The sequence below is a fragment of the Acidocella sp. C78 genome (genome assembly GCF_907164655.1).
Window position 1 is genome coordinate 20,379 of record NZ_CAJQZK010000067.1, and the last position, 22,269, is coordinate 42,647.

Annotated in this window: 25 protein-coding genes; 7 read left to right on the top strand and 18 right to left on the bottom strand. The window is 67.3% G+C overall.

Annotated elements, in window-relative coordinates:
• Window positions 1-6: 6 nt before the first annotated feature.
• The 12 genes from ACIDOCELLA78_RS86680 to ACIDOCELLA78_RS86735 all read right to left on the bottom strand — a co-directional run bounded on the left by ACIDOCELLA78_RS86680 (window position 7) and on the right by ACIDOCELLA78_RS86735 (window position 12,549).
• Window positions 7-510 (bottom strand): NADH-quinone oxidoreductase subunit B family protein, encoded by a 504-nt coding sequence (locus ACIDOCELLA78_RS86680; protein ID WP_201728323.1) that lies wholly within the window; start codon window positions 508-510, stop codon window positions 7-9.
• Window positions 510-1,958: an NADH-quinone oxidoreductase subunit C gene (locus ACIDOCELLA78_RS86685; RefSeq protein ID WP_201728324.1), complete on the bottom strand. Its 1,449-nt coding sequence runs from the start codon at window positions 1,956-1,958 to the stop codon at window positions 510-512. The genes ACIDOCELLA78_RS86680 and ACIDOCELLA78_RS86685 overlap by 1 nt, the downstream gene beginning before the upstream one ends.
• Window positions 1,921-3,375: a hydrogenase 4 subunit F gene (locus tag ACIDOCELLA78_RS86690; RefSeq protein WP_201728325.1), complete on the bottom strand. Its 1,455-nt coding sequence runs from the start codon at window positions 3,373-3,375 to the stop codon at window positions 1,921-1,923. The genes ACIDOCELLA78_RS86685 and ACIDOCELLA78_RS86690 overlap by 38 nt, the downstream gene beginning before the upstream one ends.
• On the bottom strand, window positions 3,372-4,052 hold the full coding sequence (locus ACIDOCELLA78_RS86695; protein ID WP_201728381.1) for a hydrogenase-4 component E: 681 nt from the start codon (window positions 4,050-4,052) through the stop codon (window positions 3,372-3,374). Before ACIDOCELLA78_RS86695 ends, ACIDOCELLA78_RS86690 begins: the two co-directional genes overlap by 4 nt.
• 5 nt (window positions 4,053-4,057) lie before the next feature.
• Window positions 4,058-5,014, bottom strand: coding sequence for a respiratory chain complex I subunit 1 family protein (locus tag ACIDOCELLA78_RS86700; protein ID WP_201728326.1), 957 nt, complete (start codon window positions 5,012-5,014; stop codon window positions 4,058-4,060).
• Window positions 5,005-5,256, bottom strand: a complete 252-nt coding sequence (locus ACIDOCELLA78_RS86705) for a hypothetical protein (RefSeq protein ID WP_249675559.1) — start codon at window positions 5,254-5,256, stop codon at window positions 5,005-5,007. The genes ACIDOCELLA78_RS86700 and ACIDOCELLA78_RS86705 overlap by 10 nt, the downstream gene beginning before the upstream one ends.
• Window positions 5,214-7,019: a hydrogenase 4 subunit B gene (gene hyfB, locus ACIDOCELLA78_RS86710; protein WP_249675563.1), complete on the bottom strand. Its 1,806-nt coding sequence runs from the start codon at window positions 7,017-7,019 to the stop codon at window positions 5,214-5,216. The genes ACIDOCELLA78_RS86705 and hyfB overlap by 43 nt, the downstream gene beginning before the upstream one ends.
• The gene (locus ACIDOCELLA78_RS86715) at window positions 7,016-7,201 is read right to left on the bottom strand and encodes a transcriptional regulator (RefSeq protein WP_374223242.1); all 186 of its coding nucleotides are present in this window, start codon (window positions 7,199-7,201) and stop codon (window positions 7,016-7,018) included. The genes hyfB and ACIDOCELLA78_RS86715 overlap by 4 nt, the downstream gene beginning before the upstream one ends.
• 196 nt (window positions 7,202-7,397) lie before the next feature.
• Window positions 7,398-10,667, bottom strand: a complete 3,270-nt coding sequence (locus tag ACIDOCELLA78_RS86720; RefSeq protein WP_201728327.1) for an efflux RND transporter permease subunit — start codon at window positions 10,665-10,667, stop codon at window positions 7,398-7,400.
• Window positions 10,664-11,677 carry an efflux RND transporter periplasmic adaptor subunit gene (locus ACIDOCELLA78_RS86725; protein WP_201728328.1) on the bottom strand — a complete coding sequence of 338 codons (1,014 nt, stop codon included), beginning with the start codon at window positions 11,675-11,677 and terminating at the stop codon, window positions 10,664-10,666. Before ACIDOCELLA78_RS86725 ends, ACIDOCELLA78_RS86720 begins: the two co-directional genes overlap by 4 nt.
• Before the next feature lie 39 nt (window positions 11,678-11,716).
• Window positions 11,717-12,079, bottom strand: coding sequence for a rhodanese-like domain-containing protein (locus ACIDOCELLA78_RS86730; RefSeq protein WP_201728329.1), 363 nt, complete (start codon window positions 12,077-12,079; stop codon window positions 11,717-11,719).
• Window positions 12,076-12,549, bottom strand: coding sequence for a helix-turn-helix transcriptional regulator (locus tag ACIDOCELLA78_RS86735; RefSeq protein ID WP_249675565.1), 474 nt, complete (start codon window positions 12,547-12,549; stop codon window positions 12,076-12,078). The genes ACIDOCELLA78_RS86730 and ACIDOCELLA78_RS86735 overlap by 4 nt, the downstream gene beginning before the upstream one ends.
• Window positions 12,550-12,634: 85 nt before the next feature.
• On the opposite strand from ACIDOCELLA78_RS86735, the gene ACIDOCELLA78_RS86740 reads away from it, so the two are divergent.
• From ACIDOCELLA78_RS86740 to ACIDOCELLA78_RS86750, 3 genes are all read left to right on the top strand, one after another.
• Complete coding sequence (locus tag ACIDOCELLA78_RS86740; protein ID WP_201728330.1) at window positions 12,635-13,942, top strand: NAD(P)/FAD-dependent oxidoreductase; 1,308 nt, start codon at window positions 12,635-12,637, stop codon at window positions 13,940-13,942.
• On the top strand, window positions 13,935-14,381 hold the full coding sequence (locus ACIDOCELLA78_RS86745; protein ID WP_201728331.1) for a thioredoxin domain-containing protein: 447 nt from the start codon (window positions 13,935-13,937) through the stop codon (window positions 14,379-14,381). The genes ACIDOCELLA78_RS86740 and ACIDOCELLA78_RS86745 overlap by 8 nt, the downstream gene beginning before the upstream one ends.
• A gap of 129 nt (window positions 14,382-14,510) precedes the next feature.
• Window positions 14,511-14,714, top strand: coding sequence for a DUF2892 domain-containing protein (locus ACIDOCELLA78_RS86750; RefSeq protein WP_249675568.1), 204 nt, complete (start codon window positions 14,511-14,513; stop codon window positions 14,712-14,714).
• Between the two features lie 15 nt (window positions 14,715-14,729).
• Here the strand turns inward: ACIDOCELLA78_RS86750 and ACIDOCELLA78_RS86755 are convergent, their stop codons facing one another.
• Window positions 14,730-15,125, bottom strand: a complete 396-nt coding sequence (locus ACIDOCELLA78_RS86755; RefSeq protein ID WP_201728333.1) for a VOC family protein — start codon at window positions 15,123-15,125, stop codon at window positions 14,730-14,732.
• Between the two features lie 301 nt (window positions 15,126-15,426).
• On the opposite strand from ACIDOCELLA78_RS86755, the gene ACIDOCELLA78_RS86760 reads away from it, so the two are divergent.
• Complete coding sequence (locus ACIDOCELLA78_RS86760) at window positions 15,427-15,690, top strand: ribbon-helix-helix domain-containing protein (RefSeq protein ID WP_201728334.1); 264 nt, start codon at window positions 15,427-15,429, stop codon at window positions 15,688-15,690.
• A 6-nt stretch (window positions 15,691-15,696) separates the two neighbouring features.
• Here the strand turns inward: ACIDOCELLA78_RS86760 and ACIDOCELLA78_RS86765 are convergent, their stop codons facing one another.
• The 5 genes from ACIDOCELLA78_RS86765 to ACIDOCELLA78_RS86785 form a co-directional block, all read right to left on the bottom strand.
• Window positions 15,697-15,873 carry a hypothetical protein gene (locus tag ACIDOCELLA78_RS86765; RefSeq protein ID WP_214006277.1) on the bottom strand — a complete coding sequence of 59 codons (177 nt, stop codon included), beginning with the start codon at window positions 15,871-15,873 and terminating at the stop codon, window positions 15,697-15,699.
• Between the two features lie 26 nt (window positions 15,874-15,899).
• On the bottom strand, window positions 15,900-17,030 hold the full coding sequence (locus ACIDOCELLA78_RS86770) for a WD40 repeat domain-containing protein (protein ID WP_201728335.1): 1,131 nt from the start codon (window positions 17,028-17,030) through the stop codon (window positions 15,900-15,902).
• A 16-nt stretch (window positions 17,031-17,046) separates the two neighbouring features.
• Window positions 17,047-17,346, bottom strand: coding sequence for a hypothetical protein (locus tag ACIDOCELLA78_RS86775; protein ID WP_201728336.1), 300 nt, complete (start codon window positions 17,344-17,346; stop codon window positions 17,047-17,049).
• Window positions 17,343-17,816, bottom strand: coding sequence for a hypothetical protein (locus ACIDOCELLA78_RS86780; protein WP_249675570.1), 474 nt, complete (start codon window positions 17,814-17,816; stop codon window positions 17,343-17,345). Before ACIDOCELLA78_RS86780 ends, ACIDOCELLA78_RS86775 begins: the two co-directional genes overlap by 4 nt.
• Window positions 17,817-17,958: 142 nt before the next feature.
• Entirely contained in the window at window positions 17,959-18,267 is a 309-nt protein-coding gene (locus tag ACIDOCELLA78_RS86785; RefSeq protein ID WP_201728337.1) for a hypothetical protein, read from the bottom strand.
• A gap of 62 nt (window positions 18,268-18,329) precedes the next feature.
• On the opposite strand from ACIDOCELLA78_RS86785, the gene ACIDOCELLA78_RS86790 reads away from it, so the two are divergent.
• The 3 genes from ACIDOCELLA78_RS86790 (at window position 18,330) to ACIDOCELLA78_RS86800 (ending at window position 22,268) form a co-directional block, all read left to right on the top strand.
• A complete protein-coding gene (locus ACIDOCELLA78_RS86790) occupies window positions 18,330-19,997 on the top strand; it encodes an aromatic/alkene/methane monooxygenase hydroxylase/oxygenase subunit alpha (protein ID WP_201728338.1) in 1,668 nt (555 codons plus the stop codon).
• Window positions 19,998-20,102: 105 nt separating this feature from the next.
• A complete protein-coding gene (locus tag ACIDOCELLA78_RS86795) occupies window positions 20,103-21,170 on the top strand; it encodes an NADH:ubiquinone reductase (Na(+)-transporting) subunit F (protein WP_249675573.1) in 1,068 nt (355 codons plus the stop codon).
• A gap of 42 nt (window positions 21,171-21,212) precedes the next feature.
• Window positions 21,213-22,268 (top strand): aromatic/alkene monooxygenase hydroxylase subunit beta, encoded by a 1,056-nt coding sequence (locus ACIDOCELLA78_RS86800; protein WP_201728339.1) that lies wholly within the window; start codon window positions 21,213-21,215, stop codon window positions 22,266-22,268.
• The last annotated feature ends 1 nt before the right edge of the window (window position 22,269 follow it).

Sequence of the window (22,269 nt, forward strand, 5' to 3'; positions counted from 1 at the left end):
GAACCGCTACCCCAGCAGGCCGATCAGCCCGCGCAGCAGCATAGCGGGCGGCGGCGGGCAGCCCGGAATCGTGAGCGTGACCGGCAGGACCGACGCCGTGCCCCCGAGGCAGTCCGGGCTCGCCGCGAACACCCCGCCATCGCGCCCGCAATCGCCCACGGCGACGACGAATTTCGGCGCCGGCATCGCCTCATAGGCCAGCCGCGTCGCGGCGCTCATGTTCCGCGTCATCGGGCCGGTGACCAGCAGCACATCCGCATGGCGCGGCGAGGCGACCAGTTTCAGCCCGAACCGCTCCAGATCGTAGAGCACGTTGCCGAGGGCGATGATTTCCAGCTCGCACCCGTTGCACGATCCCGCATCCACCGCGCGGATCGCCAGCGACCTTCCAAGCCGCCGCAGCGCTGCGCGGTCGAGTTCCGCGACCAGCGCGGCGGTCTCGGTGTCGTGCGGCGGAGCCGGCTCGGTCAGGGTGCCGCGATGGAGGCTCTCGAAAAGCGTTCTGCGCATTACAGGTCGCACCCCGAATAGGCGGCATTGAAGCTCTTGTTGCAGAGCGGGAAGTCGGCGACGATGTTGCCCTCGATCGCCGCTTCCAGCGCCGGCCAGAGAAACCACGACGGATCGCGCAGGAACGCATCCGCCACCACCGGGCCGCACAGCCGCACCGCGGCGAAGATATCGCCCCTGAACCCTTCCGCCAGCGCGCAGCCGAATGCCTCGCCGCCGCTTTCCGGCAGCGCCGCACGAATGCCGCCCTCCGGCAACGCGTCGAGCATGTCGCCGATCAGCGCGGCGCTGGCGCGGATCTCGGCGATCCTGATCCGCGCCCGCGCATCGACGTCACCGGCCGAGAGCGACGGCACGGCGGGCGCGTGGCGGTCATAGGGCGGGTAGGGCGCATCGCGCCGGGCGTCGAAATCCTGCCCCGCGGCGCGGCCGACATAGCCGCCGCAGCCAAGGCGGCGGGCGAGATCGGGAGCGAGCCGCCCCGCGCCGACCACCCGGTCCTGCAACGAGGCGGTCTTGCCATAGAGTTCGACCAGCCTCTCGAACCGCCCGAGCCACGCCGGCAGCTCGGCCCGCAGGGACGCGGCGGCCACGGGCGCCAGATCGGCGGCAACGCCGCCGGGGACAATGCGGTCCATCATCAGCCGGTGGCCGAAACAGGCATCGGCCTGGCGCAGGATCGTCTCGCGCAGCGCGCCGGCATGGGCGTTGATCAGCGGGAATCCGGCATCGTTGCAGATCGCCCCGAAATCGCCGGCATGATTGGCGAGACGTTCGAGTTCCGCCATCACCCCGCGCAGGGCGGAGGCTCGTGGCGGCACGGCAACCTCGCGCGCCGCCTCCACCGCCCGCGAAAAGGCCCACGCATAGGCCACGGTCGAATCGCCGGAAACCCGCCCGGCCAGCCGCACCGCGGCATCGGGCGCGCTGCCCTGCATCAGCCCGAGCGTGCCCTTGCGCGTGTAGCCCAGCCGCGCCTCCAGCCGCACGATCGTCTCGCCGTTCACCGTGAAGCGGAAATGCCCCGGCTCGATCGTCCCGGCATGGATCGGCCCCACCGGAATCCGGTGCAGCCCCTCGCCCTCGGCGGGCAGGAACGCGAAATCCCGCTCATGGTCGAGCCAAGGGCGAGGATCGGGCAGTCCTTCGGCGCGCAGCCCGCTCGCATCCTGCAAGGCCCGCTCCATCAGGATCGCCCCCGGATGATATTGTCCGATCGAGGGATAGGTGCCGTCCTCCGCGCGCAGCGCGATCACCGCGAGATCGCTCCCATCCGGCCGCCGTGTCGCGAGATGAACGCGCGAACCCGCGTCATCTCCTGTCGCCCAGACCGCGACCAGCACCCGCGCCCCCGCGGCGAGCGAAGCGCCGGCGGCGCGCCATCCGGCGGCATCGACCATAAGCGGCGCGTCAGCCGAGCAGGGCAGCGGCATGGGCGAACCAGTCATACAGAAATCCCGGCAGCGCGATGCCGACGGCGAGCACGAGCGCGAGATGCAGCAGCAGCGGCGTCGCGGCGGCGGAACTCGGTGCGTCGCCCGGGCTCGGCGCGCCGAAGCAAAGCCCGGTCATCCGCAGCAGCAGCGCGCCGAAGGCGAGCAGGATGCCGAGGCCGAGCAGCACCGCGAGCAGCGGGGCGCGGGCGAAGGTCGAGGTGATCAGCAGGAATTCGGAGGTGAAGATGCCGAAGGGCGGCAGGCCCGCAATCGCCGCGATGCCGGCCACGAGTGTCCAGCCGAGAAAGGGGTGGCTCGCCGTCAGTCCGCCGATCTCGGCGATTTTCTGCGTCCCCTTGGCCTGCGCCACATGCCCGACCGCGAAGAAGATTGCCGACTTGGTCAGACTGTGCATCGCCATCTGCAACAGCCCGGCGAGATTGCCGATCGGCCCGCCAATGCCGAAGGCGAAGGTGATGATGCCCATGTGCTCGATCGAGGAATAGGCGAACAGGCGTTTGATGTCGCGCCTGCGGTAGAGCATGATGGCGGCGAAGAACAGCGTGACGAGGCCGAACCCCTCCATCAGTCTCCCGGCGGCGATGCTCGCATGGCTGGCGGCGAGCAGGATCTTGAAGCGCAGCAGCGCATAGAGCGCCACGTTCAGCAACAGGCCGGACAGCACGGCCGAAATCGGCGTCGGTCCCTCGGCATGAGCGTCGGGCAGCCAGGCGTGCATCGGCACCAGCCCGGATTTGGTGCCATAGCCGATCAGCAGGAACACGAAGCCGACATCGAGCAGCGCGGGGTCGAGCGCGGCGGCATGGCGGAGCAGGCCGGTCCACTGCATCGCCTTCATTCCGCCGCCCAGCGCCGGCTGGGCCGCGAGATAGACCAGGATCGTGCCGAACAGCGCGAGCGCGATGCCCACACTGCCGAGGATGAGATATTTCCACGATGCCTCGATCGCCGCCGGCGTGCGGTAAAGCCCCACCATCATCACCGTCGACAGCGTGGCGAGTTCGACGCCGAACCACATCAGCCCGAGATTGTTGCTGACCAGCGCGAGATTCATCCCAAGCATCATCGCCTGATACATCGCGTGATAGAGCCGCAGGTGATGCGGCGCGAGGCGGCCGGTGTCGATCTCGTGGCCGATATAGCTCGCGCTGAACAGGCTGGTGGTGAAGCCGACCAGACCGTTCAGCAGCAGGAAGGCGATGTTCAGCCCATCGACCAGGAACAGCCCGTCCGGCGCCGGCTGGCGGAACAGCAGCACGGCGGCGGCGGCAACCGTCGCGAAACTCGCCAGCGCGTTCAGCCGCGCGGCCAGCCGCCATGAGGGTATGAAGGCGAGCAGCAGCATGGCGCCGCCCGGAATGGCGAGGGTGCCAATCACCGCGGCGAAGGCGGCGCCCGCCCCGGTCATTGCAATTCTCCCCGGAACGCGTCCAGCGCCGCGCTGTCCACCGTGTCGAACCGCTCGCGGATGCGGAACAGGAACACGCCGATCACGATGAAGGCGATCAGGATCGAGAAGGCGACGCTGATCTCCACCACCAGCGGCATGCCCTCGGCACCCGCGGCGGCGAGGATCAGCCCGTTCTCCAGCATCATGAACCCGGCGATCTGGCTCACCGCGTTGCGCCGTGTGACCATCATCAGCATGCCGATCAGGATGACCGACAGCGCGAGTGCGAGATCCTCCCGCGCCAGCGCGTCGGCCTGGGCGGCGGTGCGCAGCATCACCAGCAGCGACAGCGCGACGAGGCCGATCCCGGCCAGCATCGTCAGGCTGATCCCGCCCACCGTCTCGACCTCGCGATGGATGTCGAGCCGCTCGATGATCCGGTGCAGCGCCAGCGGAATCGCCACCGCCTTGAACCCGATCGCGATCGCCGCGGTGATGTAGAGTTCCGGTGCGCGCTGCAACCAGGCCTGCCAGCCGACCGCGATACCGAGCAGGGCCGCGTGCAGCGCCAGCACATTGACGAGTGCGGGCAGCCGGTCCTGATACAGCATCATCAGGCTGACCAGCACCAGCGCGCCCGCCAGCACATGGGCAAGGCCGAAGGCGGTGGCGCCGGGGGTGAAGGGGGCGAGCATCAGCGTCACAGCGAGGCCGACATGAACAGCAGCAGCGTGCCGAGCAGGCCGAGCATCAGCGCCGCGCCGACGAAATTCGGAATCCGGAAGACCCGCATCTTGGCGATCGTCGTCTCGAACCCGGCCAGCGCCACCGCGCCGAAGCCCAGCTTGCCGGCATAGCTCGCAAGCCCCAGCGCGAGGGCAGCGGGCCCGGCACCCGGCGGCGCGATGCCGAAGGGCGCGAAGATGCAGGCGATCAGCGACATGTAGAGCAGCAGCCGCATCGCCCCGGCCAGCTCGATCAGCGCGAGGTGCCGCCCGGAATATTCCAGCACCATCGCCTCATGCACCATGGTCAGCTCCAGATGCGTCGCCGGATTGTCGACCGGGAATCGCCCCGTCTCGGTCAGCCCCACCATCACCAGCGCGACCAGGCCGAGCGCGAGCGACAGCCTGAGCCCCTCGGCGCCGGAATGCATGAAGGTGGCGATCGCCGAAAGCTGGCTGGTGCCGGCGACGAGGGCGACGGTGAAGACGATCATCAGCATCGCCGGTTCGGCGAGCGAGGCGAGCATCGCCTCCCGGCTCGCGCCGATGCCGCCAAAGGCGGTGCCGGAATCGAGTGCCGCCAGCATCTGGAAAAAGCGCGCGCTGCCGAGCAGGGCTGCGATCACGATCAGGTCGCCCGACCATGAGAATTGCAGATTGGTCGCGAATTCCGGCACCAGCGCCGCGGCGACCCAGGTGGCGGCGAAGATCACGTAAGGGGAGACGCGGAATAGCCATGAGGAGTCCTCCGGCACCACCGCCTCCTTCGCCACCAGCCGGGCGAGATCGCGATAAACTTGCAGCAGCGGCGGCCCGGCGCGGCGCTGCAACCGCGCCTTGACCTTGCGCACGAAGCCGGTCAGCAGCGGTGCCGCCAGCAGCGCGATCGCCATTTCCAGCGCCTGCAGGGCCAGATGCACGATCAGGCCCATAGCGCCACCGTCGCGAGCAGGATCAGTAGTGTGACGAACACCATCGCGAGATAGCGCCGTATGGTCAGGAATTGCAGCCGGTTGGCACGGTCGGCGGCGCGATTGATCAGTGCGGCCAGCGCCAGCGCGCCGCCATCCCACACCGGATCGGTTATGCGCGCGGCGAAGCGAGCGGGCGCGGTCGCTCCCGGCGGTGGCATCACCACCTCGTCGCGGGCGCGGAACAGCAATGTCGCGAACACGCGGCGGATCGGCTGGCTGAACCCCGCGGGCGAATATTGCGTGCCCGCCGGCAGCGCCGCGTCGCCCGCGGTGAGAAAGCCGCACCCCAGGGCACCGCCCGGCGCAGGGCGCGCGAGCCGAAGCGATGCAGCCCCAGCGCCGCAAGACCGCTGGTCACCGCGATGAACAGCGCGATCAGTAGCGGATCGTACGAACTCTGCCGCGCCGGCACCGGCAGCAGTGTGAGCCCGCTCCAGCCCGGCCGCGCCGGCAGCGACACCCCGGCCAGTTCCCGTACCACCGGGGCGAGATGGCCGAGCACCAGCGCCGGCATCAGCCCGAAGATCACGCAGAGCGACGCGAGCCCGATCATCGCGGCGCGCGAGATCCCGTCGGCCTCATGCGCCGTGGCGGCGGCCGCGCTGCGGGGGCGGCCGAGATAGGCCATGCCGTAAAGCCGGACGAGACAGGCGCTGGCAAAGGCCGCCGCCAGCGCCAGCAGCGCGCCGGCCGCCGGCACCGCGAGCTTGAGCCCGAATTGCGGCAGCGACGGGCTGAGCAGCACCGCCTGCAACAGGAGCCATTCCGAGGCGAACCCGTTCAGCGGCGGCAGGGCCGCGATCGCCATCGCCGCGACCAGCATCGGCACCGCGCTGACCCGCATCCGGTGGATCAGCCCGCCAAGCTCGGAAAGCCGCCGCGTGCCGGCGCCGTGCTGGATCGCGCCGGCGCCGAAGAACAGCGTGCTCTTGAACAGCATGTGGTTGAAGGCGTGGAACAAGGCGGCGGTGAGCGCGAGGCTCGCGGCCAGCGCCAGGCCATCGGCCCGGAAGGCGAGGGCAAGGCCCAGCCCCGCGAAGATCAGTCCGATATTCTCGATCGTGCTGTAGGCGAGCACGGTCTTTACATCGTCTTCCAGCAGCGCCTGCAGCACGCCGAGCACGGCGGAAACCGCCCCCGCCGCGAGCACCACGAGCCCCCACCACCAGGCGGCCGGCCCGGCGAGATCGAAGGCGATGCGGATGAAGGCATAGACCACCACCTTCGTCATCACCCCGCTCATCAGCGCCGAGACATGGCTCGGTGCGGCGGGGTGCGCGCGCGGCAGCCAGACATGCAGCGGCATCAGCCCCGCCTTCGACCCCGCCCCCAGCAGCGCCAGCAGCATCGCCACATCAGCCGTCCATTGCGGTCTGTGCGAGGCGATGATGGCGGCGAATGCGTATGCCCCGCGCGGCCCGGCGAGCAGGCCGAAGGCGAGCAGCAGCATCAGCGTGCCGGCGCTCGCCATCAGCAGATAGACGAACCCCGCCAGCCTCGTCTCCGCCCGCTTGTGGTCCGCCATCACCAGCGCCCAGGAGGCGAGCGACATCAGCTCCCAGAACAGCAGGAACCCGTAGGCGTCGGCCGCGATCACCACAAGGTTCATCGCCGCCAGAAACACCGGGTAGAAGGGCAGCACGCGCCACGGTTCGGCCTCGTGCCGCCCGTAGCCGAGCGCGTAGAGACTGGCGGCCGCACCGCCGAGATCGACCAGCACGAGGAACGCGGCCGATAGCGGATCGACGGCGAAGCGCATGCCGATCCCCGGCAGGCCGAGCGGCAGGGTGACGCCCGGTGCCCGGCCGCCGAGCGCGCCAAGGGCAATGGCAAGTGCGACCAGTGAAACGGCGAGCGACCCGCCATAAACAACCATTCGCCCTGCATCGCGGCGGGACAGAATGGCGCCCGCCGCGCCGAGCGCGAGCCAGGCCAGGGCGCAGACCAGCAGCGCCGCCGTCACGTCCCGCTCTTGAGGCGCACGCCGCGCCCGCCAGTGGCATCCGATACATCGCCGGGCCGGATCACGATGATCCCCGCCCGATCCAGCGCGTCCAGCAGCTTCATCAGCGAGTCGACATTGCCGCGGATCACCCCCTCGCTCGCCTCCATCCGCTGGATGGTCGGCAGCGACAGGCCGGACAATTCCGCCAGATCCCGCTGGTCGATGCGAGCAGGGCGCGCGCCGCCTTCAACTGACCGGAAGAAATCATGTATGAAACATCATCTCATGCGTTTGAACCATCATAAATAATCGGCAGCTCATACCGGCACGCATTTTGTTCGCAGCAGGAATGCGCCCGGCACGCAGCGGCGCGCCGGGCGACGGGTCAGGAGCCGGTCAGGACACGATCCGGTCCGGGTCGCGCATCACCACGTAGATCGCCGGGATCACCAGCACCGTCAGCAGGGTGGACGAGGCGAGGCCGAACAGCAGCGAGATCGCCAGGCCCTGGAAGATCGGGTCGAGCAGGATCGTCGAGGCGCCGATCATCGCCGCGAGCGCTGTCAGCAGGATCGGCCGGAAGCGGATGGCGCCGGCCTCCAGCAGCACCTCGCGCAGTGTCAGCCCCGGCCGCGCGCCGTGGCGGATGAAGTCCACCAGCAGGATCGAGTTGCGCACGATGATGCCGGCCAGCGCGATGAAGCCGATCATCGAGGTCGCGGTGAACTGCGCGTGCAGCAGCCAGTGCCCGGGCATGATGCCGATCAGCGTCAGCGGCACCGGGGTGAGCACCAGCAGCGGCACCTTGAAGCTGCGGAACTGTGCCACCACCAGAACATAGATGCCGAGCAGCGCGACGAGGAACGCCGCCCCCATGTCGCGGAACGTGACATAGGTGATCTCCCATTCGCCATCCCAGAGCAGGGTCGGGTGCGCCTCGCTCGCCGGCTGGCCGCGGAAGCTGATCACAGGTTTCGGCAGCTTTCCCCAGTCATGCTGGTTGATCAGCTTGTCCACCGCGAACATCGCATAGATCGGTGCCTCGAACTTTCCGTCCAGCTCGGCGGTGACCATGTCGGCGAAATGCCCGTCGCGCCGGTAGAGCACGCGCGAGCCCTCGCTGCGCGTCACATGCACCACCTGCCCGAGTTCGACGACCGACTTGTCCGCCGGCACTGCGTTGGCCGGCACCGGCGTATCCGCCAGTTGCTGGCTCCAGTCGAGCGCCCGATTGGGCAGGCCGATCGCGATCTCGATCGGCAGTCTGTTCTCGCCGCGATAGGAATAGCCGACCTTCATGCCGCCGAAGAGATCCTGGATCGTGTCATAGACATCGGCCTGCCGCACGCCGAAATATTCCAGCCGGTCCTGGTCGATCGCGATATGCAGCTGCTTCTGCCGATGCCCCCAGGAATCGTCGACATCGACGATGTAGGGCACCTTCCTGAACAGCTTCTTGACCTCCTGTGCGACCGCGAGCCGCGTCGCCTCGTCCGGGCCGTAAATCTCGGCGAGCAGGGTGGCAAAGACCGGCGGGCCCGGCGGCGCCTCGACCACTTTCAGCACAGCTCCCTTCGGCAGCGCCAGGCGCCTGAGCAGGCGCCGGCGCAGCTCGCCCGCGATCTGGTGGCTCTGCTGCGACCGCTCGCCCTTGGGCGACAGCATCACGTGCAGGTCGCCCTGCCAGGGCTGGTCGCGCAGGTAATAATGCCGCACCAGCCCGTTGAAATCGAAGGGCTGCGGCGTGCCGGCATACACCTGCATGGACCGCACCTCCGGCATCGTCCCGGCGATCCGCGCGGCGGCGAACAGCGTCTGCTCGGTCTGCTGCACGGCGCTGCCGGCGGGCAGGTCGATCAGCACGTTCAGGCTCGACTTGTTGTCGAACGGCAGCAGCTTCACCGTCACCGCCTCGGTATAGAACATCGCGCAGGCGGCGATGGTGGCGATGCCAACCAGGGCGAGAAACAGCCCGGCGCGCCGCCGTGTGCGCAGGATCGGCGCGGCAACGGCGCGGTAGAGCCGCCCCAGCCGGTCCGGATGCGCCGCCGCCACCCCCGCCTCATGGGCGAGGGCAGGGGTGGTCAGTTCGAGAAACTCGATGTCTCCGGCCCGGTCTTCCTCGGTGAAGCGGTCGCGCCCGGCCAGCTTGTACATCAGCCACGGGGCGATGATCATCGCGGCGAAGAACGAGAACATCATCGCCGCCGAGGCGTTCACCGGGATCGGCGCCATGTACGGCCCCATCAGACCCGAGACGAACAGCATCGGCAGCAGCGCCGCGATCACCGTCAGCGTCGCGACCACCGTCGGGTTGCCCACTTCCGCCACCGCCTCGATCGCCGCCCGCCGGCGCGAGCGCGTATCCGGCATCGCCCAGTGCCGCGCGATGTTCTCCACCACCACGATCGCGTCGTCCACCAGGATGCCGATGGCGAAGATCAGCGCGAACAGGCTCACCCGGTTGATCGAGTAGCCCATCATTTCCGAGGCGAACACGGTGGCGAGAATGGTCGTCGGAATCACCACCAGCGTCACCACCGCCTCGCGCCAGCCCACCGCGAAGGCGATCAGCACGACGATGGAAATCGTCGCCAGCCCGAGATGGAACAGCAGTTCGTTCGCCTTCTCGTTGGCGGTGCGCCCGTAATCCCGCGTGACCTGCACCGAGATGTCGGAGGGGATCAGCGAGCCTTCGAGGCTCTTCACCCGCGTCAGCGCGGCGTCGGCCACCACCACGGCGTTGCTGCCCGCGCGCTTGGCCAGCGCCACCGTCACCGCCGGCGCCGTGCGCCAGTGCCCGGCATCATGCGTGATGGCGAAGACATGGCTCTGCAACGGCGCCGGCCCGACGACGACATGGGCGACATCCCGCAGATAGACCGGCCGCCCGTCCCGCGTGGTGATCAGCAGCAGGCCGATATCCGGCACGCCGAACAGCGTCTGCCCCGCGGCCACGTCGCGCAGCCCGCCGCGGTCGAACACGCGGCCGGCGATGAAGCTGCGATTGGCGTCGGCCACCCGTGAAGCGAGCTGCTGCAGCGTCACGCCATAGAGCATCAGCTTGTCCGGTTCCGGCTCGACGCGGATCTGCATCGGGTCCGATCCGGCGATGTAGCTGAGCCCGACATTCGGAACCTTGATCAGCTGGTCCTGCAGCTTGGTCGCGATCTGCGACAGCGCGCCCTGGGTCCAGTGTGTCGCCGCCCCCGGTTTCGGCGCGAGGGTGAGGGTGAGGATCGCGACATCGTCGATCCCGCGCCCGACCACCAGCGGCGGCGGAATGCCGATCGGGATGCGGTTCATGTTGGCGCGGATCTTGTCGTTCACCCGCACCACCGCGGCATCCTCGTTGGTCCCCACCCGGAAGCGGGCGGTGACCAGCACCTGGTCGTCGCGGGTCTGGCTGTAGATATGCTCGACGCCGGGGATCGCCTTCAGGATCGTCTCCAGCGGCTTGGTCACGAGTTCCGCGGCGTCGGCCGCCTTCAGCCCGTTCGCCTGCACCATCACGTCCACCATCGGGACATGGATCTGCGGGTCCTCGTCGCGCGGAATGGTGGTGATGGCGACCAGCCCGGCGGCCAGCGCCGCGAGCAGGAACAGCGGCGTCAGCGGCGAGCGGATGAAGGCGCGGGCGAGCCGCCCGGAAATGCCGAGCCTCACGGCCGCACCAGCACGTCGCCCGGCACGAGGCCGGCAAGGATCTGCACCCCGTCGGGCATCGCGCGGGTCGGCAGCGGCAACCCAAGCTGCACCGGTGCGTCGATCACGCTGCCATCCTTCTGCCGCAGCCTCACATAATCCTGGCCGAAACGGGTGAACACGAAGCCGGACGGCACCACGATCGTCCGCCGCTCACCTGCCGGCACAAAAACCCGCACGCGTTCGCCCACGAAATAGCTGCCGATCCCCTTCACCTCGGCATCGGCGCGCACATCCCCGGCGACGATCTGCGGATAGACCAGGGTGATGCGGCCGAATTGCGCCCCCGCCAGGCCGAATTCGCCGCCATCCAGCCGCACCATGTCGCCCACCTTCAGATGCAGCGCGTGCCGTTCGGGAATCCTGAGGCGGAGAATGAAATTCTGCTCGGCGACGGTTGCGACCGTGTCGCCCGGCAGCACCACCGTGCCATCGGTCACCGGCACGCTGAGCACCCGCCCGGCGATCGGCGCCAGCACCGCGCCCTCGTCCTGCTGCTGGGCGGCCACGGCGCGCTGCGCGATCCGCGCGCGGAGCGTGCTGGCGGCAACATCCACCGCCGTCCGCGCCTGGTCGAGCTGCTGGCGCGACACCGCGCCGCTATGCGCCAGCGCCGTGGTGCGCCGTAGATCGGTCTGCGCCTGGACGAGGCTCGCCCGCAACCCCGCGATCTCGGCGTCCAGCGCCTTGATCTGCAATTCGAGCTTCCGGTCGTGCACGGTGGCGATGACCTGCCCCGCCGTCACGCTGTCGCCGTCATGCACCGTCAGGGCGGCGACGGTCCCGCCGATCCGCGTGCGCGCCGGCACCACGTTGCGGCTTTCGACGGTGGCGAACACGGCCTTCTGGTCCGGCACCATGCGGGCGGCGACGGTGAAGGTCGCCGCGGGCGTTGCGGCACCTGCCGGCGCCGCCCCGAACAGGAGCAGGAGCGGCAGCAGCAGGGCGGGAAGGGAGAGCGGGCGGGGCATGCTGGCGTTCCTTGTCCGGGGCGGCGCGATGGCGGGAGGTCAGCGGCGGTCGATCACCTGGCCGGTGGCGGAATCGAGCGCGACATACGGCATCCCCGCCGCTTTCCACGCCATCATGCCGCCGGCGAGATGGGCATTCACCGCAAGGCCGGCCTCGCGACACTTCGCCGCCGCCATCGCCGAGCGCTTGCCCGAGCCGCACTGAAACACGATCGGTTTGCCGGGGTCCTGCGGCAACATCGCCGGATCGAAGGTGGAGAGCGGAAACAGCATCGCGCCATGAATGCGCTCCACCGCGAATTCCTGCGGTTCGCGCACATCGACCAGCAGGATGCGGCCGGCGCGCAGGTCGTCATGCACGGTGGCAGGGTCGAGGTCGCGCAGAGGTGTAGGTGTCGTCATGTCGAAATCTCCGTTGTCGATGAAGGATCGGGCGCCGCGCAGGTCGCACCCTCCGGACTACAATAAATTCCGGCAAGGGCCGCAATCACGGTGCGGGCCGGTGCGCTGGCGATGGAATACCGGATGCTCTGCCCCTCGCGCCGTGCGGTCACCAGCCCGTCCTTGCGCAGCAGCGCCAGGTGCTGGGAGACCGCGCTGTCGCGGATCTGCAGGAACGCGACCAGCTCGCCCACCGACCGCTCGCCGTCGAGCAGCTGGCAGAGAATGAGCAGGCGATGCCGGTTGGCCAGCGATTTCAGCAGATCGCTGGCTTCATCGGCCGCCAGGTTCATCGCGTCGACATCCAGTTTCATACTTGCGTATATACGAATATATGCATATATTGTCAATTGTGGCGGCGCCGGAACGTCCGGCCGCACCGCAGCGGCAGTGTTCTCCCGGCTGTCCGCGCGGGCGTTGATCCAGGTCAAGCCGGCGTCGCCGCAAACCAATTAACATCGCCCCGGGCGCGGCGGAGCGCCGCCTTCGCCGGAGCGTTCGGAAAGGCAGGAAAGCATGGCAGAGATTGTGGTCCTTGGCGCGGGGCTCGGCGGCACGCTCGCCGCGTTCGAAACCGCGGGACAGATCCGGCCGGAAGACAGGATTACCCTGATCGGCGAGCGGAACACGTTCCAGTTCACGCCGTCGAACCCCTGGGTCGCCGTCGGCTGGCGCGACCGCGCGGATATCGAGGTCTCGCTCGACAAGGTGACGCGCCGCAAGAACATCACCTTCCGCACCGAGGGCGCCGCCCGTGTGCACCCTGCCGAAAACCGCGTCGAGCTGAATGGCGGCGACAGCATCCCCTACGACTATCTGATCATCGCTACTGGCCCCGAACTCGCCTTCGACGAGATTCCCGGCTGCGGCCCGGAGCGGAACACGGTCTCGATCTGCCAGACCGATCACGCCGCGTCCGCCTTCGAGGCGTTCGAGCGCTTCTGCGCCAATCCGGGGGCGGTCGTGGTCGGCGCGGTGCAGGGCGCATCCTGCTTCGGCCCGGCCTACGAATTCGCCTTCATCCTCGATCGCGAGCTGCGCAAGCGCCGCCTGCGCAGCAAGGTGCCGATGACCTTCGTCACCTCCGAACCCTATATCGGCCATCTCGGGCTCGATGGCGTGGGCGACACCAAGTCGCTGATGGAGAGCGAGTTGCGCCATCGCCACATCAAGTGGATCACCAACGCGAAGATCGCCGCGGTGGACGCGGAAAAGGTCGTGGCCGAGGAAGTCGACACCGACGGCCAGACGATCGCGACCCACGACCTGCCCAGCCGCTTCACCATGTTCCTGCCCGCCTTTCGCGGCGTGCCGGCGCTGCGCGGCATCGAGGGGCTGGTCAATCCGCGCGGCTTTGTGCTGATCGACGAGCACCAGCGCAATCCGGCCTATCCGAACGTCTTCGGCGTCGGCGTCTGTGTCGCGATCCCGCCCGTGGGCAAGACGTCGGTGCCGGTCGGCGTGCCGAAAACCGGGTTCATGATCGAGTCGATGGTCACCGCCACGGCGCATAACATCGGCGCGCTGCTGCGCGGCGAGGCGCCGCACGCGCGGGCGACGTGGAACGCCGTCTGCCTCGCCGATTTCGGCGATGGCGGCGTGGCCTTCGTCGCCCAGCCGCAGATCCCGCCGCGCGACGTCAACTGGGCCTCGACCGGCGCCTGGGTGCATCTCGCCAAGATCGGCTTCGAGAAATATTTCCTCCGCAAGATCCGCGCCGGCGAGAGCGAGCCCTTCTACGAGCGCTTCCTGATGAAGCAGCTCAATATCCACAAGCTTCATCACAACGACCGCAAGTCAGCGAAAGGAGCGGGCCATGGCTGACGCGACCCATATCGTCTGTCCGCATTGCGGCGCGGTGAACCGCATCCCGCCGGCGCGCCCGGCCCGCGCCGCGCAATGCGGCGCCTGCCATCGCAAGCTGTTCGACGGCCATCCCGTCGCGATCGACCAGGCCGGCTTCGAGCGCCACGCCGAGCGGGACGGGATTCCCCTTCTGCTCGATGTCTGGGCGCCGTGGTGCGGACCGTGCCGGATGATGGCGCCGCAATTCGAGCAGGCGGCGGCGATCCTGGAACCGGAGGTCCGGCTGCTCAAACTCAATGCCGACGAGGCGCCGGAGGTCTCCTCCCGCCTCGGCGTGCGCGGCATCCCGTCGCTGTTCCTGCTCAGGGGCGGCCAGGTGATCGGCCAGAGCGCCGGGGCCATGAGCGCGCAGGCCATCGTCGATTTCGCGCGCCGTCACCTCGCGGCGGCCGCGTGATTTTCAGAGCCCCATCCGAGCAGATGGAGTCATCTGACCGGATAAAGATGCTCTGTTAATGAATATCATAGAGCACTGCATCCGATCCAACAGGATCGGAAAGTGCTCCAGGACAAGGGACATGTAATCATGAATGTGGACAAGACCGTTCTCAGCTTCGCGGGCTTCATGGTGCTGCTCAGCCTCGTGCTGGCCTGGCTGGTCAGCCCATGGTTCTACGTCCTCACCGCACTGGTGGGGCTCAACCTGTTCCAGGCCGGCATCACCGGTTTCTGCCCCGCCGCCATGCTGCTGCGGCGGCTCGGGGTGAAACCGGGCTGCGCCTTCCGCTGAGGGTGTCCCGGCCGCTCAGCGATAGCGGCCGTGGCGTTGCAGCACCTCGATCTGGTATCCATCCGGGTCGGCAACGAAGAAAAACCGCGCGAGCAGGGCGCCGTCGCGCTTGAACTCGACGATCTTGCGCGGCGCCCAGCCTGCCGCCTCGAAGCGTGCGTGCTCGGCATCGAGATCGTCGACGCAGAAGGCGATATGGCCATAGCCGTCGCCGAGCGCATAGGGCTCGGCCCAGCCCTTGTTGATCGTCAGTTCGAGTTCGAAATCATTTTCCGCGTTGCGCAGATAGACCAGCGTGAACGTGTCGAAATCGAGCCGGTCGGCGATCGCAAGACTGAACGCCTGCTCGTAGAACGCAACCGAGCGCGCCTCGTCGAGCACGCGGATCATGCTGTGGATCGCCTTGGCCATGCGCAGTCCCTCCTGTTCGGCGCCGGGGCGGCCGGCGCGGGTTGCATCGGCGCTGTATAGGCTGCCGGCAGCTTCTTCCCAAACCTCTCCGGCAGGCGGTGTTCGGGCGGTTCAGCATGTCATGGCCGGAAGCAGAACAGCGCCGGTACGCATTCGTTCCGTTTCAGAACACCGCACCACCGCCGGCGCCCCGATGCATGCCGCCCCGCGCGTCTGGCATTGCTTTTGCTTTGAAACATCCGAAGCCGGGCAGGCCGCCCGGCGCGGGCGCCTGGCCGCAAGGCGCCTTCGGGGAGGAACGATGTGCAATCTGTTGCAGGGGCAGAACCCGGGGCATTTCGCCCAGACCAGCCGCTCGATCCGGCTGGCCGGCCGTTCGACCAGCGTGCGGCTCGAAGGCGTGTTCTGGGTCACGCTGGATGAAATTGCCGCCGCCGAGGGCGTTTCGGTTCCCCGCCTCATCGCGCAGTTGCATGACGAAGCGGTGGATTGGCTGGGCGACATCGCCAATCTCGCCTCGCTGCTGCGCGCGGCATGCATCATCTACCGCCGGCGGTCTCCCTGATCCGGCTCAGGCGGGAGGCGTGCCGCCGCCAATCCTGTTCTCGGCGATCCAGCGTGCGGCCAGCACCAGCGTCCCCATCGTGAAATCAGGTCCGTGGCGCGCCACCATTTCCTCGGCAAGCGCGGCAACCCGCTGGAAGTACGCGTCCTTGCTGCGCTGCTCGTCGTTCATCTCCATTTGCATCTCGGTCTCCCTTCCTGAGTCGCCGGTCATTTGAACATCCGCTCCGGAAACGTGGTGATGCTCACCATTCCATCCGCGCCAGCGGCGGCGAGATGGTGGCCGTCGTCCGACCAGCCGAGCGCTGTCACCGCGCCGCCCTCGGGGCGGATGAGCACTTCATCCCGCCCGCCGATCTGGACGAGCAGGATCTGGCCGTTGGCGTAGCCGGCCGCAACCAGCGGCCGCGCCGGATGGGCGGCGATACTCTCCACCGCCACCAGCCCGGCCCGGCCGCTCACCAGCGCGCCGGTCATGTCGCCATCGAGCGGCGGCGTCGCCATCGACCAGGCGGCGACGCGATAGGCGCCCGAGGCGACGATCGACGCGGCGGGGATGCTCCAGGCCGCATCGCGCGTCGCCATCGGAAAGCCGGTGACGGTGCCGCTGCGCCCCCCGGCGTGATCGACCATGAGAAAGCCGCCCGCCTCCAGCGTGCAGGCGAGCCAGGCCCCGTCGTCGCGCCACGCGAGCGACAGCGGGCGCGACAGCAGGCCGAAGACCATCGGCGCCCTGCCGCTCCCATCGAGTGCGACGATGCTCAGGCTTTCCGCGCGCGCGATCGCGAGGTGACGTCCCGCAGGCGATAACCGGATGGCGACGACCTCGCCCTCGCCATCATCGGCGAGCGGATCGGACAGCGCGCCCGCGCCCTGGCACAGCCGCACCGCGTCCCCGCCGGCGATGGCCGTGAGCGAGGCGGCCCGCGCGTGATCGAGAGCGACGACCGGCGTTCCGATCCGCGCGCGCGTGCCGCGCACCGCGCCATCCGGCCCGAGCGTCAGCACGCTGCCATCACCGGCGCCGACCAGGAAGCCGCTTTCATCGCCGGCGACGATGGGGGGCACATCCTGATGCAGCGCGGCGGATACGGCGGGGGGCGGTGCCGGGCGGCTGCGCGGGCGGATCGTCGTCTGGCCGACATCGCCGCTCACCCGGATCCGCGTCTCCGGTGGCTCCGGATCCTCGATCGGCACGACCGTTACCGTGCCGTCGGCGCAGCCGAAAGCGACCGCGGCACCATCGGCGCTGAAGCGCGGCGGGCCGGCCGGCGCCGCGCATGGCCAGGCGCGGCCCAGCAGGTCGAACAGCGTAAGGTGTTTTGTCGCGGTCTGGTTCATCGCCCGTCTCCCCGGTTCAATTGCCCGCCAGAGCCGCCAGATGCCGGTCGATCTCGGCCATTTCCGCCTCCACCGCCTCGATCCGCGCCGCGCAATCGGCCTGCGCCTCCCGCAGCGCGGCGGCTTCGCCGTTTGCGGCACTTAGCGACCCCGAGTCCTGCATGCGCGCATCATCCTCAAGCCGCTGCATGTCGATCTCGAGCCCGGCCAGTTGCTGCAGGGTGCGCAGCGCCTCGGCGTTCAGCGCGGAGATGGCGCCGACAAGGGCGAGCCTGCGTCGCAGCAGTTGCTGCCGCTCGGCATCGGCGCCGGTCATGGAGCTTCGCCCCGCGCCGCGTCCGGTGCGGCGAAATCCGCGAGCTGGCCCGGCAGGTCAGGAATCTGCGCGCGGAACCGCGTCTCCGCCATCTCGATATGGTTGCGCAGCTGGTCCCAGATATCGATCCGCAGCAGCGACGAAGCATCGCCGATCAGATGCTCGATCTCGCCGATCCCGAACTGTCGCGACAGGGCGACGCCGGAAAACACGAACTCGCGCAACAGCGTGGCATGCCGCTCGACGAACAGCCGGATCATCGGGTGGGTGGTCTGGTTCATCCCGGCGCGCGCAAGCGAGGCGGTGATGAAGCTCTCGAAATGCGTCTGCATCCGGTGCTGGCTTTCGCCGAGAAAGGTCATGGTGAACACCAGGTCGCGTGACATCAGCCGGATCAGCTGCTCGGTCACGTCTCCGCCGCCTGCCGCCGGGGATGTCGGGTCCATGTCTGGCCGCTGTTTGTCGGGCACCTGCGCCTCCTCGCCTCGATCGCCATGCCTCGGCTGGGCGATCGTCGCTTGGCGAGAATTAGCCACCCATGCGGGCGAAAGTCAATTTGATTGTTTGAAGTGATATTCATCTATATTTGAAATATGCCAAGTATTACACTTGTCATTTACAGATGTAAATTTCCTTTACATTGTGCGTTGCGGCATTGCGTCGGCACTTTCCGATATCCGCCGCGTTCGTGCGCATGACCATCCCGCCGGCCTTTTGGCATGGGATTTGCTCTGATTTGTCCAGAAGAAAATCATCGCGCGTGGCGCGGTGCCAGAAGAACGAAGGAACGGAGGAAACCGGATCGGCTTCGCGCGACACTGCGCCGTCACCGATCAGGATCGTTCGAAGACCTTTGCCGGGATCCGGCAGGCAACGCCCCGCAACGCGGCGCAGGCCATCCGGAAACTCGCACGGCGGCACCTGAGCCGCTTTCCGCCCGGGTCACGGGACCCGCGGCGCAAACAAGGTGGAGGTTTGAAAACATGACGTCCCTGACGCTCAACAAGATCACCTCGCAGCGCGGCATATCCGTGGGCGAGGCAACCAGGAAGATTTCCGATCTCGGGTGGAATCCGACCTATGTCCAGGAGGCGATGACCTACCCGACCGACTACAAGATCACCAAGGCCCCGCGCGATCCGATGAAGCAGGTGCTGCGCTCCTACTTCCCGATGCAGGAAGAGAAGGACAACCGCGTCTATGGCGCGCTCGATGCGGCGCTGCGCGGCGACATGTTCCGCAATGTCGAGCCGCGCTGGGTCGAATGGATGAAGCTGTTCCTCGCGATCATCCCCTTCCCGGAAATCTCCGCGGCGCGTTCGATGGCGATGGTCGCCCGCCTCGCGCCGGGCGAGGACCTGCGCACCGGGTTCACGATGCAGATGGTCGACGAATTCCGTCACTCGACCATCCAGATGAACCTCAAGAAATGGTACATGGAGAACTACATCGATCCGGCGGGCTTCGACATCACCGAGGAAGCCTTCGGCAAATGCTATGCGACCACGATCGGCCGGCAGTTCGGCGAAGGCTTCATCACCGGCGACACGATGACCGCCGCCTGCATGTATCTCACCGTCGTCGCTGAAACCGCCTTCACCAACACGCTGTTCGTTGCCATGCCCTCCGAGGCCGCCCGCAACGGCGACTACGCGCTGCCGACCGTCTTCCTCTCGGTGCAGTCCGACGAGAGTCGGCATATCGGCAACGGACACTCGATGCTGATGGCCGCCCTCAAGGAGCCGGAAAATCATCTCCTGCTCGAGCGCGACCTGCGCTACGCCTTCTGGCAGAACCACGCGATCGTCGATGCCGCGATCGGCACCTTCATCGAATACGGCACCACCAATCGCGACAAGTCGAAGGAATCCTACGCGGAGATGTGGCACCGCTGGATCTTCGAGGATTACTACCGCACCTACATGCTGCCGCTTGAGAAATACGGCATCAAGGTGCACCACGACGATGTCCAGGCCGCCTGGAAGCGCCTGACCGAGAAGCTCTACGTCCACCACGTCGCCCAGTTTTTCGCTGTCGGCTGGCCGGTGAATTTCTGGCGCATCGAGGCCCAGCGCGAGGCCGACTTCGAGTGGTTCGAGCAGAAATATCCAGGCTGGTACGCCAAGTTCGGCGATTTCTGGAAATGGTACGACAAGCTCAGCCATCGCGGCGAGAAGGTCATCACCTTCAATGAGGAGGTCGGCTACGTCTATCCGCATCGCTGCTGGAGCTGCCTCGTCCCCTGCCTGATCCGCGAGGACATGGTGGTCGACGAAATCGACGGCAAGCTCCACACCTTCGCCCACGAGCTCGATCGCTGGACCGCGGTCGAGGCCTTCGCCGACGAGTATCAGGGCCACCCGACCCCCGCGATGGGCCGCTTCAGCGGCAAGCGCGAGTGGGAGACGGTCTATCACGGCTGGGATCTCGCGGATGCGATCAAGGATCTGAACTTCGTCCGCTCCGATGGCAAGACCCTGGTGCCCCAGCCGCATCTGCGCTTCGAGGATAGCGAACTGTGGACGCTCGATGACGTGCGTGGCCACACCCTGCTCTCGCCGCTCACCCTGCTGCGGGAGATGAGCCCGGAGGATCGCGCGAAGCATATCGCCGAATATCGCGCGGGCTTCACGATCACGCCGTTCAACTGATCCGGCGGACCTTGCGGGAGCCGTTGCCCCGGCTCCCGCTTCCTTCTCAACGCGACACCTCCGGCGCCCCGCCGGAGCGTGATGGACTTTCGGGAGATGGGCCAGATGGGTGGCACGCATACGGTGAGGCTCGAGCCGGTCGGTGTCGAGTTCGAGGTCGAGGACGGCGAAACGGTGCTCAACGCCGCCTTCCGCCAGGGCATCGCCCTGCCGCATGGCTGCAAGGAGGGCCAGTGCTCGGCCTGCAAGTGCATCCTGACGGATGGCGAGGTCGACATGCTGAAATACTCGACCTTCGCGCTGAACGATATGGAGCGCGAAAGCGGCCATATCCTGCTCTGCCGCACGATCGCCTATTCGGACATGGAGGTCGAACTCCTCAACTATGACGAGGAAGTGCTGGCGCGGTCGATCGCGGTGCGGACCTTCAACGGCCGGATCGCCGAGATTGCAAAGCTGACGCACGACATTCGCGGAATCACGATCGATCTCGACTCCCCGATCAAGTTCTGGGCCGGACAATATGTCGACATCACCGTCACCACGGAAAAAGGGGAGACGATTACGCGCTCGTTTTCCATGGCAAATACGCCGGACCAAGCCAAAAGCCTCTCCTTCATCATCAAGAAATACCCCGAAGGAAAATTCTCCGGCGAACTCGACAGCGGCGGAATCAGAATCGGCGCCGATGTCTCCCTCACCGGACCCTATGGGACCTGCTTCCGGCGGGAAGGACGAGCCGGACCGCTGATCCTCGTCGGCGCCGGCTCCGGCATGTCGCCGATCTGGTCGATCCTGAACGATCATCTCGCCAGCGGCGAAAGCCGGCCGGTCTATTTCTTCTATGGCGCGCGCACGCGGGAGGATCTTTTCCACCTCGATCGCATCGCGCAACTCACTGATCGCTACCCGGAGCTGGAATTCATTCCGGTTCTCTCGCACGCCGGCGGCGATGCCGGCTGGGAGGGCGAACGCGGCTTCGTCCATGAATGCGTCGATGCGAGGCTGAAGGCCCTCGGCATCGATGGCGAGGGCGACGTCTATGCCTGCGGCCCACCCCCCATGATCGACGCGCTGCAACCGGTGCTGTTCCTGAACGGCTTCGAGAACGAGCGCGTCTTCTTTGACAGGTTCACCACATCCTCGAGCGTTCCCGTTCCCGCCGGTCACTGATCGCGCGCCGCACGGGCAAACCGAAACCCAGGGAGAGACACCATGCCAGCCTTGTCGAGTTCAGTCGGATCGGGTGCCGCGGGAGCGGCGATTTTCGCGGATTCCGACAGCCGCCGCTACCGTTATTTCGAGCCGCGCGGCAAGCGCGCGACCCATTACGAAGACGTCACCGTCGATGTCCAGCCCGATCCCGAGCGCTACCTGATCCAGAACTGGATCATCTCCTTCGCGAACGGCAAGGGCGCCTATGTGAAGGACGCCACGGCGCTGAAAAGCAGCAACTGGCACGCCTTCCGCGCGCCGGACCAGGAATGGGAACGCACCCACTACCAGCGCCAGTCCCGCATCGAGACGATGGTGCAGAGCGTCATCGCCAATGCCCGCCGCGCCGGCGCCCCGGCGAATTTCGACAAGGTCTGGCAACGCATCCTGCAAGCCCATCTCGGCGCCTGGAAACACGCCGAATTCGGCCTCGGCACCTCGCTGATGCAGGCGCAGCGCTACGGCTACACGCAGATGATCAACAACGCGACGCTGACCAATTCCTCCTACAAGATGCGCCTCGCGCAGGATATCACGCTCTACCTCGCCGAAATCGGCATGGACATTCCCGGCTGGAACGACGAGCTCGGCAAGGTCGCCTGGCTTGAGGACCCGATCTGGCAGGGCACGCGCGAGGCGATCGAGACGATCATGGGGTCGAGCGACTATCTCGAACAGTATTTCGCGATCAACATCGTCTTCGAGCCGCTGGTGGGCGAGCTGTTCCGCTCCGGCTTCCTGATGCAGGTCGCCGCCGCCAACAACGATTTCGTCACGCCCCCGGTGATCTCCGCCGCCGAGGCCGATTACGAACGCAACCTCGCGAACACGATCGACCTCATCTACCTCCTTGCCAACGACGAGAAACACGGCGGCGAGAACCGCGCCATCCTCCATGGCTGGCTCGAAAAACACCGCGCCCTCGCCGACAAGGCGGCCCTCGGCCTGCAACCGATCTGGTCGATGCCCCATTCCAAACCCGTCTCGTTCCAGGATGTCAGGGCGCAGTCGCAGGAGCGCATCGGCAAGATCCTCGGCGAACTCGGTCTCGCCTGAC